Source organism: Pseudomonas sp. MM211 (genome assembly GCF_020386635.1).
Taxonomy (GTDB): domain Bacteria; phylum Pseudomonadota; class Gammaproteobacteria; order Pseudomonadales; family Pseudomonadaceae; genus Aquipseudomonas.
The window spans coordinates 1,996,208-2,012,619 of record NZ_CP081942.1; the positions used below are offsets into that span (position 1 = coordinate 1,996,208).

General features: G+C 63.2%; 18 protein-coding genes. 14 read left to right on the plus strand and 4 right to left on the minus strand.

Going from position 1 to position 16,412, the window contains the following annotated elements; genetic code table 11:
- Positions 1-102: 102 nt before the first annotated feature.
- Genes K5Q02_RS09045 through K5Q02_RS09055 form a run of 3 tightly spaced genes read right to left on the minus strand, consistent with a single transcriptional unit; the run spans position 103 to position 4,257 of the window.
- A complete protein-coding gene (locus K5Q02_RS09045) occupies positions 103-1,434 on the minus strand; it encodes an OprD family porin (RefSeq protein WP_225838424.1) in 1,332 nt (443 codons plus the stop codon).
- A 56-nt stretch (positions 1,435-1,490) separates the two neighbouring features.
- Positions 1,491-3,038, minus strand: coding sequence for an MFS transporter (locus tag K5Q02_RS09050; RefSeq protein ID WP_225838426.1), 1,548 nt, complete (start codon positions 3,036-3,038; stop codon positions 1,491-1,493).
- 10 nt (positions 3,039-3,048) lie between these two features.
- Positions 3,049-4,257 carry an aspartate transaminase gene (locus K5Q02_RS09055; RefSeq protein ID WP_225838428.1) on the minus strand — a complete coding sequence of 403 codons (1,209 nt, stop codon included), beginning with the start codon at positions 4,255-4,257 and terminating at the stop codon, positions 3,049-3,051.
- Positions 4,258-4,542: 285 nt separating this feature from the next.
- Between K5Q02_RS09055 and nac the strand changes: the two genes are divergently transcribed.
- From nac to K5Q02_RS09120, 14 genes are all read left to right on the plus strand, one after another.
- Positions 4,543-5,469 (plus strand): nitrogen assimilation transcriptional regulator NAC, encoded by a 927-nt coding sequence (nac, locus tag K5Q02_RS09060; RefSeq protein WP_225838429.1) that lies wholly within the window; start codon positions 4,543-4,545, stop codon positions 5,467-5,469.
- Between the two features lie 96 nt (positions 5,470-5,565).
- Positions 5,566-5,988, plus strand: coding sequence for an acetyl-CoA carboxylase biotin carboxyl carrier protein (locus K5Q02_RS09065; protein ID WP_225838431.1), 423 nt, complete (start codon positions 5,566-5,568; stop codon positions 5,986-5,988).
- A 20-nt stretch (positions 5,989-6,008) separates the two neighbouring features.
- Complete coding sequence (locus tag K5Q02_RS24340) at positions 6,009-6,134, plus strand: hypothetical protein (RefSeq protein WP_268945254.1); 126 nt, start codon at positions 6,009-6,011, stop codon at positions 6,132-6,134.
- Positions 6,127-7,479 (plus strand): acetyl-CoA carboxylase biotin carboxylase subunit, encoded by a 1,353-nt coding sequence (gene accC / locus K5Q02_RS09070; protein ID WP_225838433.1) that lies wholly within the window; start codon positions 6,127-6,129, stop codon positions 7,477-7,479. The genes K5Q02_RS24340 and accC overlap by 8 nt, the downstream gene beginning before the upstream one ends.
- Positions 7,476-8,126, plus strand: coding sequence for a 5-oxoprolinase subunit PxpB (gene pxpB, locus K5Q02_RS09075; protein ID WP_225838434.1), 651 nt, complete (start codon positions 7,476-7,478; stop codon positions 8,124-8,126). The genes accC and pxpB overlap by 4 nt, the downstream gene beginning before the upstream one ends.
- Entirely contained in the window at positions 8,123-9,079 is a 957-nt protein-coding gene (locus tag K5Q02_RS09080; RefSeq protein ID WP_225838435.1) for a biotin-dependent carboxyltransferase family protein, read from the plus strand. The genes pxpB and K5Q02_RS09080 overlap by 4 nt, the downstream gene beginning before the upstream one ends.
- Before the next feature lie 11 nt (positions 9,080-9,090).
- Positions 9,091-9,507: an acetyl-CoA carboxylase biotin carboxyl carrier protein gene (locus tag K5Q02_RS09085; protein ID WP_225838437.1), complete on the plus strand. Its 417-nt coding sequence runs from the start codon at positions 9,091-9,093 to the stop codon at positions 9,505-9,507.
- A complete protein-coding gene (locus tag K5Q02_RS09090; protein WP_225838438.1) occupies positions 9,504-10,277 on the plus strand; it encodes a LamB/YcsF family protein in 774 nt (257 codons plus the stop codon). The genes K5Q02_RS09085 and K5Q02_RS09090 overlap by 4 nt, the downstream gene beginning before the upstream one ends.
- Positions 10,278-10,398: 121 nt before the next feature.
- A complete protein-coding gene (locus K5Q02_RS09095; protein ID WP_225838440.1) occupies positions 10,399-11,145 on the plus strand; it encodes an SDR family oxidoreductase in 747 nt (248 codons plus the stop codon).
- Between the two features lie 115 nt (positions 11,146-11,260).
- Positions 11,261-11,962, plus strand: a complete 702-nt coding sequence (locus tag K5Q02_RS09100; protein ID WP_225838442.1) for an amino acid ABC transporter permease — start codon at positions 11,261-11,263, stop codon at positions 11,960-11,962.
- 6 nt (positions 11,963-11,968) lie between these two features.
- Positions 11,969-12,712, plus strand: coding sequence for an amino acid ABC transporter permease (locus tag K5Q02_RS09105; RefSeq protein WP_225838444.1), 744 nt, complete (start codon positions 11,969-11,971; stop codon positions 12,710-12,712).
- 19 nt (positions 12,713-12,731) lie between these two features.
- Positions 12,732-13,460, plus strand: coding sequence for an amino acid ABC transporter ATP-binding protein (locus tag K5Q02_RS09110; RefSeq protein ID WP_225839633.1), 729 nt, complete (start codon positions 12,732-12,734; stop codon positions 13,458-13,460).
- A 46-nt stretch (positions 13,461-13,506) separates the two neighbouring features.
- On the plus strand, positions 13,507-14,340 hold the full coding sequence (locus K5Q02_RS09115; protein WP_225838446.1) for an ABC transporter substrate-binding protein: 834 nt from the start codon (positions 13,507-13,509) through the stop codon (positions 14,338-14,340).
- A gap of 269 nt (positions 14,341-14,609) precedes the next feature.
- Positions 14,610-15,356 (plus strand): substrate-binding periplasmic protein, encoded by a 747-nt coding sequence (locus K5Q02_RS09120; RefSeq protein ID WP_225838447.1) that lies wholly within the window; start codon positions 14,610-14,612, stop codon positions 15,354-15,356.
- Between the two features lie 319 nt (positions 15,357-15,675).
- Here the strand turns inward: K5Q02_RS09120 and K5Q02_RS09125 are convergent, their stop codons facing one another.
- Positions 15,676-16,407, minus strand: coding sequence for an SDR family NAD(P)-dependent oxidoreductase (locus K5Q02_RS09125; protein ID WP_225838449.1), 732 nt, complete (start codon positions 16,405-16,407; stop codon positions 15,676-15,678).
- Positions 16,408-16,412 lie beyond the last annotated feature (5 nt).

Sequence of the window (16,412 nt, forward strand, 5' to 3'; positions counted from 1 at the left end):
CACGCTGATCTTCTCCGAGTGGACATCGGCACGGTTGCGTCAGCGCTTGTCGTGAGGCCTGACCTGCGGTGCAGCGGCTTGGCGCCGCTGCGATCTGCGGGGTCAGAGGATATTGATCGGGTAGTTGATCAGAATCCGGTGCTCGTCCGCGTCGCGCTGATTGCCCACGGTGGAGCGCAACTGCGCGTGGCGAAGCTGGATGTTGAGGTTCTTTGCCGGGCCGGACTGCACGGTATAGGCGAGGGTCACGTTGCGTTCCCACTCCTTCTTGTCACCGTCGGCCGCTTTGATGTGTGAGCCGCTTTCGTACATGCCGACGAAGGTCAGGCCTGGCACACCGGCACTGGCGAAATCGTAACCGTAGCGCACTTGCCAGGTGCGTTCACCGGCGCGCTGGAACTTGCCGATCATCGATTCCGTCATGAAATAGGCAGAGGAGCCATCCCCCTGGTTGAGCCACACGGCATCGCTGTCGCCGCTGACCACCTGGTAGCCGGCCGCGAAGGTGTGGCCCTGAATCAGATAGGAGAGCAGGGCGCTGGTCATGCGGCTGTCGACCTCGCCTCTGGTCACGCCGTTTCCATAGTAGCCATTGGTGTAGAAGGCCGAGTCATGGCCGTTGGCACCATCAGAGCGGTTGTTGAAATGGCGCAGGTCGCTGCGCAGCGTGCCTTCGCCGAGTTTCAGGTCGTACAGCGCACCAACGAAATGCTGTTTGTAGAAGTCTTCGAGGTTGCCGTAGTAGTACTGCAGGGTGAGGTTGTCGAGCGGCTTGTAGTCGACCCCAGCGTAGTAGAACGTGTTGACGAACTCACCGGTTCGCGGGTTGTTCGCGCCGGGAATCGACATGCCCATCTGGTTGCTCGAGCCGCGCCCCATGACGTGTTCGAGCTGGCCGGCGGTGAAGGTGAAACCATCCAGATCCTTGGACTGGATCTGACCGCCGCGGAAGGTCTGTTGCAGCATGCGATCGGTGGACACCACCACCGGCAGTTTGGGAATCAGTGTGCCGTAGCGCAGTTCGGTTTCCGCGAAGCGTGCCTTCAGCGTGCCGCCCAGGCTACCGAACTGATCGACCGCACGGCCATCGCTGTCGGTGGGGAATACGTTGCCGTTGAAGTTGTTGCTCTCGGGGTTGTAGTGGCGGCCTTTGCCCGAGTCCAGACGGATGCCCCACTGGCCGATGAGATCCACGCCGAAACCGACCGTGCCTTCGGTGAACCCTGACTGCACGTTGAGCATGAAGCCTTGACCCCACTCCTGGGTGTAGCTCGGGTCTGCACTGCCGCTGCGGTTGTCCGCATTGCTGAAGAAATTTCGCGCCAGGATGCTGGCCTTGGTGTCTTCCACGAAACCTGCTGCCTGGCCCTGTTGCGCGATGAGCAGGCCGCACAGGCCTGTCGCTAGCATGGGGGCGCGATTGAGTCGCTCCATCGTGTTCATCCTCTGGTTGTCATTGAGTGTTGTGGGAGGCAGTCAAAGGTTGGCAGTCAAGGTTGTTGTTTTTCGGGAGCAACGGGAGCCCGCACGCGCGGTAACGCCACCGGCGGCAAGCGGTAAAGAACGATCAGGGCCAGAACACCGAGGGCGGCGCAGAGCAGCAGACCGACGCCGATCGATTGGGCGAGGGCGCCGCGCGCCAGCATCAGCAGCGGTGTCTGTGCGCCGCTGGCTACGTGTTGCAACAGCACCTGCGGGTCGGCGAATTGCGCCAGGGCATCCCCTTCACCTGCAGCGATCAGGCTGCGCTGCAGGGTGCTGGCGTAGAGCAGCTTGACCAGCACGGCCATCATGGCCGTGCCGAGCAGGCCGCCGACCAGGCGCAATGACTGGGTGAGTGCGGTAGCGATACCAAGGAACTGATGCGCGGCGAGAGTCTGGGTGAACACTGTGAGGTTGAGCAGGATGAAACCGAGCCCCAGCCCGGCCAGTAGGATCAGGCCAAGCAGCAGGTTGAAACTGGCCGACAGACCGACCCAGGCCAGCCCTAGGCAGGCTGCCAGCAGTGCGCAGAAGCCCGCGAGCGGCAGCAGATTGGGGTTGCTCATGCGGGTGACGATACGGCCGTTGACGATGGCCCCGAGGGTAATGCTCAGGGCCAGCGGTGTGATCAACAGGCCGGCGTCCTGCGGTGAGTAGCCATAGCAGCCCTGCAGCAGCAGCGGCAGGTAATACAGCAGGGTGAACATGATCGCGCCGGCGAGCATCGATAGCAGGAACAGCAGGCGCAGGCTCGGTTGTGTGAATAGCTCTTTCGGTAGCAGGGCAAAACGGCAGCGTCGTTCCCAGCGCCACAGGGTGAATGCGGCGCTGCAGAGCAGTGCGCCGAGCAGCGAGCACAGCAGCAGGTCGGCCTGTTCCAGGCGCTCGACGAACAACTGCAGGCTGCCCAGCACCAGCACGATCAGCAGCGCCCCGACCCAGTCGAGGTTCATCGCCGCCCCGGTCTGCGGGCGATACCAGGGCAAGAAGCGCCAGGCGAAGAACAGGGCCAGTGCGCCCAGGGGAATATTCAACCAGAACACCGAGCGCCAACCGAACTCGCCGGTGAGGTAACCGCCCAGGCCCGGCCCGATGGCGTTGACCACGCTGAACATGGCGCTGAGCAGTATCTGCCAGCGCAGGCGCTGGCGGGTATCCGGGAACAGCTCGGGCACGCAGGCGAATGCCGTGCCGATCAGCATGCCGCCGCCGACGCCCTGCAGGATGCGGCCGATGACCAGCACCAGCATGCTGTCGGTCAGGGCGCAGACCAGCGACGCCAAGGTGAAGATCACCGTGGCGGCGAGGACGAACGGCTTGCGGCCGTAGTAGTCGCCCAAGCGGCCGAAGATCGGAATGGTGACGATGGAGGCGAGCAGGTAGCCGGTGGCGACCCAAGCGTACAGTTCGAAGCCCTGCAGCTCGTTGACGATGCTTGGCAGCGCGTTGCCGATCACCGTCTGGTCGAGTGCCGAGAGCATCAGCACCAGGGAGATGCCGAGCATCGCCAGCAGCGACTGGGCGAACGTCATCGGCGGCTGGCTCGGCATCGTCATGGCGCGCCGCTCAGCGCAACTCGGCCACGGCTGCCGCGATTCGCGTGCAGCCGGTTTCCAGGGTTTCGATGGCCGTGGCGGTGGACATGCGGAAGAACGGCGCCAGGCCGTAGGCGGTTCCGGCAACCACCGCGACACCCTGACTTTCCAGCAGGTACAGCACCACGTCGGTGTCGGCTGCCAGCACCTTGCCGTCGGGCGTGCGCTTGCCGAGCAGGGCACCGCAGTTGACGTAAAGGTAGAAGGCGCCCTCTGGCTTGATGCAACTCAGGCCGTCGATGGCGTTGATCAGCTCCAAGCAACGGTCGCGGCGTTGCTGGTAGACCTTGACGCTCTCGCCAACGAAACGCTGATCGCCTTCCAGCGCCGCCACGGCGGCGGCCTGGCTGACCGAGCAGGCATTGCTGGTGGACTGCGACTGCAGGGTGGCCATGGCGTTGATGATGTCGCTCGGGCCAGCTGCGTAGCCGATTCGCCAGCCGGTCATGGCGTAGGTCTTCGACACGCCGTTGATGATCAGCACCCGCTCGCGCAGAGCTGGCTCGACGCTGAGCAGGTGGCTGATGGGGCGCTCGTCGTAGCGGATGTGCTCGTAGATGTCGTCGGTCATCACCAGCACGTTCGGGTAGTCCAGCAGCACGTCGGCCAATGCACGGTATTGCTCGGCACTGTAGGTGGCGCCGGTCGGGTTGCTCGGTGAGTTGAGCAGCAGCCAGCGGGTACGCGGAGTGATCGCATCGCGCAGTTGCGCGGCGGTGAGCTTGAACTGGTTTTCTTCCGGGCAGGGCAGGGCCACCGGGCGGCCGTCGCAGGCCAGCACCATGTCCGGGTAGGAGACCCAGTAGGGTGCAGGGATCAGCACTTCGTCATCGCTGCCCAGCGTTGCGGCCAGGGCATTGAAGATCGCGGCCTTGGCGCCGCTGGTCACCACCACCTGACTGGCCGGATAGCTGAGGCCGTTCTCGCGCTCCAGTTTGGCGGCGATGGCATCGCGCAGGGCTGCGGTACCGGCGTTGAGCGTATAGCGCGTTTCGCCGTTTTCGATGGCCTGGGCGGCTGCCTGGCGAATGTGTTCCGGGGTGTCGAAATCGGGCTCGCCGACCACCAGGTTGATGATGGACTTGCCCGCACGACGCAGCTCGTTGGCCCGGTCGGCGGCAGCGCTGCTGGGGGAAGGTTTAATGCGAAGCACGCGGGCAGCGATGCGGGAAGCGGTCACGGGAACGATCCTCGGTTAGGGCCTTGATGAGGATTACGTTACGGCTCGGCTGCACAGGCGCCATAAGACGAGTTCGTTCTGGTTTGATAGGAAGTGCTTATGGATAGCGCTCCGCGTGCCGCGCACCAATGCTGTGCGACAGCTGGGGCGTAGGCTCCAGAACAGGGAGTGTTGCCTACTGAGGTGTAGCCATACGAAACGCTTATGCATCCTGGGGCGCCGTCGGTATGCGTTGGCCCGCCTATTGCTCTGTCCGGGCTACTCATCCGTACAGAGCGGTGCACCTTGAACCTCCGTCGCCTCAAGTATTTCGTCAAGATCGTCGACATCGGCAGCCTGACCCAGGCCGCCGATGTACTGCATATCGCCCAGCCCGCGTTGAGCCAGCAGCTCAGCACCCTGGAGTCCGAGTTGCAGCAGCAACTGCTGATCCGCACCAAGCGCGGAGTGACGCCGACCGAGGCCGGCAAGGTGCTGTACGGCCATGCCCAGGTGATCCTGCGCCAGTGCGAACAGGCGCAGAGTGACGTCAACGCGAGTGGTCTGGCCTTGTCCGGCCCGGTGTCGGTGGGGCTGGCGCCGGGAACCGCGGCGTCGACACTGTCGTTGCCATTGCTCAGGCGCGTGCGCGAAAAGCATCCGGGGATCCTGCTCTACCTCAACGAGAACTTCGGGACCACTCTCAGCGAGCTGATCATGAACGGCCGCATGGACATGGCGGTGCTCTATGGTGGGCGCGAAGTACATGGCCTGAGCTTCATTCAGCTAATGCGCGAGCCGCTCTGTCTGGTCAGCGCTGAGCCGGCCTTGCAAGGCCGCGAGCGGGTCACCCTGAGCGAGGTCGCCGCCTTCGAACTGCTGCTGCCGCGTACCTACAACGTGATGCGCCGGCTGGTCGACGAGGCCTTTCTGCGCATCGAGATGAGCGCTCAGGTGGTTGCGGAAATCGAGTCGTCCACCACCCTGGCCGCTGCGGTTGCCGATCACTTCGGTTCGACCATCCTGCCGGAGTCGGCTGCCCAGGTACTGGCTGATACCCATGGCCTGTACCTGAGTCGCATCGTCGAGCCGGACATCGAAGCGCCGCTGGCGCTGTGTCTGTCTGGCCACTTGCCGCTGTCGGTGCCTGCGCAGGCGGTCAAGGCGATCCTTCTCGAACTGGTCGCGGAAATGCGCGCAGGCCGCCCACCAGCGGAGGGTGAGGGGTCATAAGGTCGTCTTATCTCCCCACAGCCAAACCGTCTTGGCCGCTGCGAAATGGCCTCGATACATTGCCCTCAGCCAATTTTTCATCGGCAGGGGCCATAGATGAAACCCGAACGCATAAAAGCATTGATCGACCTGATGGCCGAATCCGACCTGAGCGAGCTGACCCTTAGCGAGGAGGGTGCGCAATTGCGTCTGCTGCGTGAGCACGGCCAGCTTGCCACCGCTTCCATTGCCGCGCCGGCAGTGATTTCTCGACCAGCCAGCAGCAAGCCGCAGGCGCAGGTCAGCGGCTACCAGGCCAAGGCGCCGCTGCACGGCATCGTGCATTTCACCCCTGCACCGGATCAGCCGCCGTTCATCGAGGTTGGCGCGCAGGTCAAGGCTGGCCAGACCCTGGCGGTACTCGAGGCGATGAAGATGTTCCACCCGCTCAAGGCCGAAGCCGACGGTGTGGTCGAGGCGATCCTGGCGGCCAGCGGCACCGAGGTCGAGGCTGGCCAGGTGCTGGTGCGTATCGCGTGAGCAAGGGCGGGAGAATGCTGATGTTCGACAACGTATCAATCGCCAACCGTGGTGACCAGCCGCAACGCGGCGCAGCGGCGAAGCCAAATTGCCCGGCGGGCGTAGCCCGTGTGGGCGGTCTCACCACGGAGAACCACGATGTTTGACAAGGTATTGATCGCCAACCGTGGGGAGATCGCCCTGCGTATCCAGCGCGCCTGCAAGGGCCTGGGGCTGAAGACGGTGGCGGTGTATTCCGAGGCCGATCGCGATGCCCGCTACGTACAATTGGCCGATGAGGCGCTGTGTATCGGCCCAGCGTCGCCAGGGCAGAGCTACCTGAACCAGCAGGCGCTGCTGGACGCTGCACAGGTCACGGGAGCTCAGGCCATTCACCCCGGCTATGGCTTTCTCTCCGAGAACGCCAGCTTCGCCGAGCGTATCGAACGGGCCGGCATGACCTTCATCGGCCCCAGTGCCGAATGCATTCGCACCATGGGCGACAAGGTTGCCGCCAAGCGGGCCATGCGCCTGGCCGGCGTGCCCTGTGTACCAGGGCCTGACTCCAGCCTGCCTGGCGACCCACGGGCGATCCAGGCGATTGCCGAGGAGATCGGCTACCCGGTGATCGTCAAGGCTGCAGGTGGTGGTGGCGGCCGCGGCATGCGCGTGGTTCACGAAGCTGCGCAACTGCTCGATGCCATCGCCGTGACTGGTGAGGAAGCACGCCGGGCGTTCGGCAACCCGGAGCTGTACATCGAGAAATTCCTTGGCCACCCGCGCCATGTTGAGATCCAGGTGCTCTGCGATGCCTATGGCAATGCGCTGTGGTTGGGTTCGCGGGATTGTTCGATGCAGCGCCGCCATCAAAAGGTACTCGAGGAAGCCCCTGCACCCGGCATAGATCTGGCGCTGATCGCCCAGGTCGGCGAACGCTGCGCCGAGGCGTGCCGGCAGATCGGTTATCGCGGCGTTGGCACCTTCGAGTTTCTCTTCGAGAACGATGCGTTCTTCTTCATCGAGATGAACACGCGGCTGCAGGTCGAGCACCCGGTAACTGAAGTGACCACCGGTATCGATATCGTCCAGCAACAGATTCGCATGGCCTTGGGCGAGCGCCTGAGCCTGACCCAGGCGGACATTCGCACGGTCGGGCACTCGCTGGAATGCCGGATCAACGCCGAAGATCCGCGCACCTTCATGCCTACCCCGGGCCAGGTCAGCGAATGGCAGTTGCCGGGCGGTATCGGCGTGCGTGTCGACTCCCATGTCAGCCAGGGTTATCGGGTACCACCTTATTACGACTCGATGATCGCCAAGGTCATCACCCAGGGCGCGACCCGTGCCGAGGCGCTGGCGCGCATGCGGCTTGCCCTGAGCGAAATGGCCGTGGGCGGCATCTCCACCAACATCGCGCTGCACCGCGAGATTCTTCAGGATCCGGCGTTCTGCGAGGGCGGTGTGGACATTCACCATCTTGAACGCTGGCTGCAGCAGAGGGCTTCGCAATGACACCGCACATCAGCCTGCTGGGCACAACGGCCTTGCTGTTCGAGGCACCTGGCGAACTGGAACTGGTCACTCAGCAGCGTATCTGGGCCCTGGCAGGATTGGCGAAAGACTGGCCCGCGGTGCATGAAGCGGTACCGGGCATGAACAACCTGATGCTGAGCTTCGCCACGCCGCCGCGTGATATCGCCGGCCTGCGTACTCGGTTGCTCGAAGGCTGGGAGCGTGTGGCGCCGCTGCCCATCGAGGGCCGCATCGTCGAGTTGCCGGTGGTTTACGGTGGCGAAGACGGCCCTCACATGGCCGATGTCATCGCCCATACCGGCCTGGATATCGAGACCATCGCCAACCTGCATAGCGAACCGCTATACCCGGTCTATGCCCTGGGCAGCCACCCGGGCTACTGCTACCTCGGCGGCATGGATCCGCGTCTGGCCACGCCGCGGCGCCAGGTGCCGGTACTGAGCATCGGTGCTGGCGCCGTTTCCATCGGCGGCGTGCAGACCGGTATTTCCGCGTCGGCCGGCCCCAGCGGCTGGAACACCATCGGCCGCACGTCGATGGTGTTTTTCGATGCCGAGCGAACGCCACCGGCGATCCTGCAGCCGGGCGATCAACTGCGTCTGCGTATCGAGAGGATCATCCGATGATCGAGATCATCAGCGCCACGGCACTGGCTACGGTTCAGGATCTTGGCCGCCACGGCAGCCTGGGATATGGCGTCGGTACTTCCGGGGCGATGGATGCGCTGTCCCTGCAGCTCGGCAACCTGCTGCTGGGCAACGATCCTGGCGCCGCGGGCATCGAGATTCCATTGTTTCCCTTCGAGGTGCGCTTCACCGAGGACTGCACCTTCGCCATCACCGGTGCCGCCTGCGCCGCACGTCTCGACGGCCAGCGTCTGCCGCCCAACTGGGTGGCGCACGGGCGCAAGGGGCAGGTGCTGAAGCTGACGTATCCGAGTTCCGGCAGCCGTGCCTACCTGTGCCTGGCTGGCGGTGTCGACGTGCCGCAGGTGCTGGGCTCGCGCAGCACTCAGTTGCGCGGCGCCTTCGGTGGTTGGCAGGGGCGTGCGCTGGAGCGTGGCGACATCATTCCGGCGGCCCATGCCGGGTTCGACCGGCCAGCCGACTTCGGCGTCGTATCGGCGCTCGCGGCCTTGCCCTTGAGCGTGGAGGGCCGTGCCGCGATCCGCGTATTGCCTGCTGCAGAGTTCGAGTGTTTCAGCGCTCGGTCGAGAGATGAGTTCTTCGCCGCCGAATGGAAGATCACCCCACAGAGCAATCGCTACGGCTATCGCCTGGAAGGTACGCCCCTGCTGCCGGAGCGGCCGCTGGAGATACGCTCCCACGGCATCGTGCCGGGGGTGATTCAGGTTCCCCATGGCGGCCAGCCGATCGTGCAGATGCGCGATGCGCAGCCCAGCGGCGGCTACCCGAAATTCGCCACGGTGATCGACGCGGATATCTGGCGACTGGGCCAGGCCGCTATCGGCAGCAAGGTGCGTTTCGTCGCCTGCAGCTATGAGGAGGCGCTGGATGCGCTGGAGAGCAATCGGGCATTCATCGAACGCACCCGCCAGCAACTGGCGCGGCGCACGTGAGGACATCGCTGATGAAGATTGAAGAGATCCGCCAACTGGCCGGCTGGCTCGGCGAAGCCGGGTTGAGCGTCATCGAGTTGAAGCGCGGCGACGAGAGCGTACTGCTGCGGCGTAGCGTGCGAAGCGACGCGGGCGCTTCGCTGCCAACCCGCAGCACACCTGCGTATGGCGTGGAGCGTCTGGCGGCGGTAGTGAAAGCCAGCGGCCCAGGCGTGTTCTTCGCCACCCATCCGGATGAAGCCGCGCCTTTTGTGCGCAGCGGCGATGAGATCGATAGTGGTCAACTGGTCGGCATGCTGCAGGTCGGGGCGCTGTTCCTGCCGGTACGCTCCGAGTTCGCCGGACGGGTTCGCGAGGTGCAGGTAGCGGACGGCCAGGTCGTGGGTTTCGGCCAGACCCTGTTCGAGTTGGAGGAGCTGGCATCGTGAAGATCGATTTGAACGCCGACCTGGGCGAGGGCTTCGGCCCCTGGAAAATGGGTGAGGACGAAGCCCTGATGGCGCTGATTTCCTCGGCCAACGTAGCCTGCGGTTTTCATGCCGGCGACCCGCTGATCATGGATGCCACGGTGCGCAACGCCAAGGCGCAAGGCATCGATCTCGGCGCTCATGTCGGCTTCCCTGATCTGCAGGGGTTCGGCCGGCGGCGGATGAACGTCGAGATCCGCGAGTTGTGCTGCATGGTGGTCTACCAGCTCGGTGCGCTCGCCGGCATCGCCGCGGCGGCCGGGTACCGCGTCAGCCACATGAGCTTGCATGGTGCCCTGGGCAATATGGCCGCGGCGGACGCGGATCTGGCGACGCCGCTGATCCGGGCGGTGGCGAGTTTCGATCCGAACATCATCATCAGCTCATCGACCAGCCAGGCCATCGAGCGCGCAGCGGAGCAATGCGGGCTGCGCGTGGCCACCACTTTTCTCGCTGACCGTGCCTATGACGACGATTGCCTGCTGGTGCCTCGTGGTACGCCCGGCGCGGTAGTCAGCGATCACGGGCAAGTGATGGCCCGCATCAGCCAATTGCTCGAAGACGGCACGGTGACCACCATCACCGGCAAGCGTGTGGCGGTGAATGCACGTTCCATTCTGCTGCACGGCGATACACCGGGTGCGGTCAGCTTCGCACGCAGCATCCGCGACAGCATCGAGCGCCAGGGCGGGGTGATCACCCCGATTACACAACTGTTGGGCGGGTCATAAGCGCAGCTTATTGCCACACAATCATTGCGTCTTGGTCGCCCCGAACGGCAGTGGTTACAGTCCAGTGAAAGGCCATCGCCCCTCATGGTTGGCGGTGGCAGATGAATCAGAGGAACCCGCAATGCCATTTTCCGATTACCAAACCGCGCTGGTCACCGGCGCTTCCTCCGGGATCGGCGCTGCCGTCGTCGAGCGTCTGTGTGCCGAGGGGCTGCAGGTTCATGCCCTGGCCCGTAGCGCCGACAAGCTGGCCGAGCTGGCGCAGCGCACCGGCTGCATCGCCCACGCCATCGACGTCACCGATCTGGCCGGGCTGACCGAGCTGTTCCGTACCCATGTCTTCGACGTGGTGGTCAACAATGCCGGGGTCGACCGCCCTGGCTCGCTGCTCAAGGCCGACGCCGAAGGCATCGACCTGCTGGTCGACGTCAACCTGCGTGCGGTATTGCAGATCGCCCGCCTGGCGTTGCCGGGCATGGTCGAGCGCGACCGTGGCCACATCGTCAACATCAGCTCAATCGCCGCCGCCTACAACTTCGGTGGCAATGCCACCTACCACGCGACCAAGGCTGCAGTGAGCATGCTCTCCAAGCAGTTGCGGGTGGATGCTTTCGGCAAGCGCGTGCGGGTCACCGAGATCTGTCCGGGGCGCGTCGCCACTGACATCTTCGCCCATGTGCACGGCGACTCCGAAGAGGTGCGCAAACGCTTCCTGGAGGGCTTTGAACTGCCCGAGGCGAAGGACATCGCCGATGCCATCGCCTTCGCCATCGCCGCCCCCGTAGCCGTGAACATCGGCCATATGGAAATCACCCCGACCTTGCAAGTACCCGGCGGGCTTTCCACCGCACGCCCAGGGGAAATCTGAAGGCGCAGTTTCGTCAGGCTCCATTCCCAGAGCGGCCCAAGCCGCCTGCTTCATCCGCGCCAGCGCAGACTGGCGCCTTGCTCCTGCCCCAAGCTGAAGTCACTGGAACCTGACCATGACGACTGATTTCGATCTTTCCGCGATCCTGCAAGGCGAGTACGCCGAGCTGATCCTGAAGGGCATCGGCATGACGCTGCAACTGGCGTTCTTCGCCTGGTGCCTGGCCATGGTGCTGGCCCTGGTGCTGGTGTCGGTTCGCCTCACCGGCAATCGCTACGCCGAAGGTGCGGTGGCGGCTTATGTGTCCTATCACCGCAACGTGCCGACCCTGGTGCAACTGATGCTGTGGTACTTCGGCATCCCAACTCTGCTGTCGGAATCCACGCAGATCTGGCTGGCCAACTACAGCACCGAATTTCTCTTCTCGCTGATCGCTCTGGGCCTGTGTCAGGCCGCCTATTTCAGCGAAGACATCCGTGGCGGTCTGCGCGCCATTCCCACGGGGCAGACCGAGGCCGCAAGGGCTATGGGCCTGGGCTACATCCGCTCGATGCGCTATGTGATCCTGCCGCAAGGCATCCGCAACAGCCTGCCGTCGCTGATCAACCACACGGTGCTGCTGTTCAAGAACACCAGCCTGGTGATGGCCATCGGCGTCGTGGAGCTGACCTACGCCACGCGTGAAGTGGAGAACTACACCTTTCGTACTTTCGAGGCCTACCTGGTCGCCACCGTGGTGTATCTGGGGTTCTCCCTGGCCCTGATGGGCCTGGGCGCCTTGCTGGCTCGCCACTTCAACAAAGCGATGGCGAGGTAAGCGGCGATGTTCGATATCTACACGATCCTGCGGGACAACTGGACGCTGTTCCTGGTTGGCCAGTACCCCCACGGCGCCCTGGGTGGCCTCGCCACCACGCTAACTCTCGCTGCGCTGGCATTGATCCTGGCCTTTCCGTTGGGTGTTCTGATGGCCTTGGCGCGGGTGTCTCCGTGGCGCTGGCTGCGCTACCCGGCCACGGTGTGGGTTTACGTGATGCGCGGCATCCCGCTGCTGATGGTGATCTTCTGGACCTATTTTCTGGTACCGCTGATCATCGGCCACAACATCACTGGCTTCACCACCATGCTCTGCACCCTGGTGCTTTATCAGAGCGCCTACCTGTGCGAGATCGTGCGCGGTGGCATCCAGGCCTTGCCGCCGGGGCAGTACGAAGCTTCTCGGGCGCTGGGTCTGGGCTACATGCGCACCACGGCGTGGGTGATTCTGCCGCAGGCGCTGTACAACTCACTGCCGAGCCTGATCAGCCAGTTCATCTCGATCATCAAGGAGACCTCGCTGGGCTACGTGATCAACGTCCAGGAGGTCACCTTCGCCGCCAACCAGGTCAACAACCAACTGCTGACCAAGCCGTTCCAGGTGTTCTTCATCCTGGCTGTTACCTACTACGTACTCTGCTACGGCCTGACCCGGCTGGCCGACGCGGTCGAGCGCCGTATCGCCCGCAAACGCCTGGGCAGCACCGAGCCGGTGGCGAGCAAACGCCCCGTTCTGACTACCGACAATTGAGGGCGCGCCCATGCATCCGATGATCATGTTTTCCCAGGTCAACAAGTGGTACGGCGAGTACCAGGCACTGACCAACATCAGTGCCGACGTGAAACGCGGTGAGGTGGTGGTGCTGTGCGGGCCCTCGGGTTCCGGCAAGTCGACTCTGATTCGCACGGTCAATCGCCTGGAGAGCATCCAGCAAGGCCAGATCCTGTTCGACGGTCACGACGTCAATGGCACCGACGCCAACGTCAATCGCCTGCGCAGCCGGGTGGGTTTCGTGTTCCAGAGCTTCAACCTGTTCCCGCACCTGTCTGTGCTGGACAACATCATTCTCACCCCGACCAAGGTGCGTGGTCTCAAGGCCTCCGAAGCCAAGGCGCGGGCCATGCAGCTGCTCGATCGCGTTGGCCTCTCGCACAAGGCCGGTGCTTACCCGGCGCAGCTTTCCGGCGGTCAGCAGCAGCGTGTAGCGATCGCCCGGGCGCTGGCAATGGAGCCGCCGGTGATGCTGTTCGACGAACCCACCAGTGCGCTCGACCCGGAAATGGTCGGTGAGGTGCTCAGCGTCATGAAGGGCCTGGCGAAAGAGGGCATGACCATGATGTGCGTGACCCACGAGATGAACTTCGCCCGGGAGGTGGCCGACACCATCTGGTTCATGGATGCCGGCCAGATCCTGGAGAAGTCCAAGCCCGAGGCGTTCTTCCAGCAGCCTGAACACCCGCGTGCTCAGCGCTTCATTTCCGACCTGCGCAGCCACTGAGGCCGCAGGCCACCACTGATCCATTCACGAGTCCAGGAGTTATCCCATGAGCTTGAAGCGTTTGTTGGCTGTATGTGCGCTGTCCCCGCTGGCGGTTTCGCTGGCCCAGGCTGATCAACTGAGTGATGTGATAAGCAAGAAGAGCCTGAGCTGCGGCGTCTATGCCGACGTGCCGCCGTTCTCCGCTCCGGATCCGAAAACCCGCGAACTGGTGGGCATGGACGTTGACCTGTGCAAGGCACTGGCCAAGCATCTGGGCGTGGAGCTGGAGCTCAAGCCGCTGTCCGTCGAGGCACGCATTCCTGAAGTGAAGATGGGCCGCGTTGATGTGATCTTCGCCAACCTGGCCTACACCAAGAGCCGCGCCGACCAGATCCAGTTCAGCGATCCGTACTACATCGCCAAGGAAACCCTGGTGGTGCGTGCCGCCAATGGCGACAAACCCAAGGAATTTTTCAAGGGTAAGCGCATCAGCTCGACCAAGGGCTCCACCTCCGAGCAATCCATCCGACTGGCCGATGCCACGCCCGTGACGTTCCAGGATACCGGCTCGGCCTACATGGCCCTGCAGCAGAACAAGGTAGTCGGCCTGGTGACCAACACCATGACCGCCATCAAGCTGGTCGGGCAAGCCAAGCAGAGCGGCATCGAGCTGGCCATCGCCAAGGAACCCATGGCCCTTGAACCCGTCGGCGCCGGTATGCGTAAAGGCGAACCGGCTTTCCTCGCCAAGGTCAACGAGACGCTCTACACGATGGAAGCTGCAGGTGAAATCGACGCCATCTGGGAGCGTTGGATCGGCCCCAACACCGAGTACAAGATGGTGCGTGAAGACAAGGTGCAGAGCCTGAGCGAACTCAAGTTCGAGCCGCTGCCTTGATGGCGTACACCCAGGGTTCATGACTATCTGCGACGGCCCGAAAGGGCCGTCGTTCTTTCCGCGGTGCCGCGCGGGATATTCGCCGCGGCTGAGTCGGTTGCCGCGCTGCAGTCCGCTCTAGCTTTGTTGATGGCTGCCCTGCTGAGAGCAGGGAGACTGCATGCCATTCTCGTGCTTTTACGAGGTACGTCAGGTGCCGAGTCGTGCCAGAGGCTATGCTTGCATAGCTGGCACTTTTACCCTGATGAACAGTATCCCAGGCAGAACACGTGAAGCATTCATTACTCACCGCGGCGCTGTTCTGTCTGTTGCTCGGTAACCCTGTCTGGGCCGAGCCCTATCAGGTCGTCACCGAAGAATGGGCACCCTACAACTATCAGGAAAACGACCAGCTTACCGGCATGGCCACGGATATCGTTCGCGCCATCATGGCGCTGAATGGCGATGATTTCGAGGTGGTGGTGGTGCCCAGCATGCGTGCCTCACACACACTGCAAAGCCGGCCCAGAACCATCATGTTTTCCATGTTCCGCACGGTGGAGCGCGAGGCTTTGTACAAGTGGGTCGGGCCGATCGTGGAAGAGTCGATCCACCCCTACCAGTTGGCGAATGCAGTGCGCCCCGTGACGTCCCTGGAGCAACTGCTGCGTGCTCCGAAGGTCACTACGCGGCATGCTGGCCTGGTGCCGAGCATGCTGCAGTCGCTGGGCTTCAGGAACCTCGACGCACGGGCAACCGAAAGTCAGCAGCTTTATCGCATGTTGTTGGCTGGGCGCACCGATATCATCATTGGCGACACTGACTCCGGGGTGGCGTATTACAGCCGCCAGTTGAACATCGCTCCCGGCACCCTACGGCGAATTCCTATCGAGCTCTATCGCTCATCGCTGTATATCGCTTTCAGTCGTGACAGTGATGATGAGCTTGTTGCAGCCTGGGCCCGTGCGCTGGAGCAGTTGCGCAGTTCGGGTGAACTGGAACGTATTCGGCAGCGCTACGAGCGGCCCTCCGAATAGAGGTGTTCAGCAACCTTGAGTGCAGTTCGTCTACCAGGCCCCATCCGTTCAAGAACCGCCGTGCCAGGCCTGGCGCAAGCGTTTGCGGCTGGCTGCCGATGCCTCAACCCGCAAATGTTCATGTATGCGTGGCGCCGTGGGGGTAGCCCAGTTCGATCAGCTAAACGGTTCGATCTTAAGAACGAATGAGTGCCTGCCTGGCCACGCAAACCAAAGCGCTTGCTACTGATACACACTCTTGCGGGTGACACGGGGCGTTTTCTTAAACGGTCGGACTCAAGTGCACCTCCCAGGAGGTGCACGTGTAAAGCGGCTGATATCAGATAGCAGTGGTCAGGTATCCACCATCGACGGGCAGCACCACGCCGTTCACGAATGACGCCGCATCAGAAGCCAGGAAGGCGATTACCTTAGCGACCTCTTCGGCACTGCCAAATCGCTTCATGGGTGTGCGCGACAGCAGGCGGTCAATCCTCGGCTGGTCATCGATTTTCGCCAGCAGCGGCGTGGTGATCCACCCCGGCGCCACCGCATTAACGCGAATGTTATCCGGTGCATAGGCCTCGGCGAGGGACTTGGTGATCTGCACGATCGCCCCCTTGGCCGCCGAGTAGGCCACCAGCTTGCCGCCACCGAAGTAGGAAAACATCGACGCGATATTGATGATCGAGCCACCGTGCTGGGCGAGCAGCGGGTACGCCAGGTTGATGAGCCGGTACACGGCGTTGAGCTGCACCGACAACACCTGGTTGAAGGCCTCCCATTCCATCTCCTTTTCCCCCAGTGTGCCGCCCGCGGCGGGCACCAGAATGTCGAGGCGATCGAGGCTCTGGATAACGGCCTTGAGGGCTTCGTCATCGGTTACGTTTACTTCGCGAAGATCGAGCGTCACCCCATCGGCGACGACGGTCGCCTCGGCGCCGAGCCCGATCGCCACTACACGGGCGCCGTGCCGAGCCAGGTATTCGGCGGTCGCCAGACCGATTCCCGAAGTCCCGCCGCTGACCAGCGCGACCTTTCCTGCAAACAGATTGCTGATAAACATAGTCATCGATG

Coding starts and splice junctions, on each gene's coding strand:
- K5Q02_RS09045 (WP_225838424.1), bottom strand. CDS start 1,434: ATGGAGCGACTCAATCGCGCCCCCATGCTAGCGACAGGCCTGTGCGGC.
- K5Q02_RS09050 (WP_225838426.1), bottom strand. CDS start 3,038: ATGACGATGCCGAGCCAGCCGCCGATGACGTTCGCCCAGTCGCTGCTG.
- K5Q02_RS09065 (WP_225838431.1), top strand. CDS start 5,566: ATGAAACCCGAACGCATAAAAGCATTGATCGACCTGATGGCCGAATCC.
- K5Q02_RS24340 (WP_268945254.1), top strand. CDS start 6,009: ATGTTCGACAACGTATCAATCGCCAACCGTGGTGACCAGCCGCAACGC.
- accC (WP_225838433.1), top strand. CDS start 6,127: ATGTTTGACAAGGTATTGATCGCCAACCGTGGGGAGATCGCCCTGCGT.
- pxpB (WP_225838434.1), top strand. CDS start 7,476: ATGACACCGCACATCAGCCTGCTGGGCACAACGGCCTTGCTGTTCGAG.
- K5Q02_RS09080 (WP_225838435.1), top strand. CDS start 8,123: ATGATCGAGATCATCAGCGCCACGGCACTGGCTACGGTTCAGGATCTT.
- K5Q02_RS09085 (WP_225838437.1), top strand. CDS start 9,091: ATGAAGATTGAAGAGATCCGCCAACTGGCCGGCTGGCTCGGCGAAGCC.
- K5Q02_RS09095 (WP_225838440.1), top strand. CDS start 10,399: ATGCCATTTTCCGATTACCAAACCGCGCTGGTCACCGGCGCTTCCTCC.
- K5Q02_RS09100 (WP_225838442.1), top strand. CDS start 11,261: ATGACGACTGATTTCGATCTTTCCGCGATCCTGCAAGGCGAGTACGCC.
- K5Q02_RS09105 (WP_225838444.1), top strand. CDS start 11,969: ATGTTCGATATCTACACGATCCTGCGGGACAACTGGACGCTGTTCCTG.
- K5Q02_RS09110 (WP_225839633.1), top strand. CDS start 12,732: ATGATCATGTTTTCCCAGGTCAACAAGTGGTACGGCGAGTACCAGGCA.
- K5Q02_RS09115 (WP_225838446.1), top strand. CDS start 13,507: ATGAGCTTGAAGCGTTTGTTGGCTGTATGTGCGCTGTCCCCGCTGGCG.
- K5Q02_RS09125 (WP_225838449.1), bottom strand. CDS start 16,407: ATGACTATGTTTATCAGCAATCTGTTTGCAGGAAAGGTCGCGCTGGTC.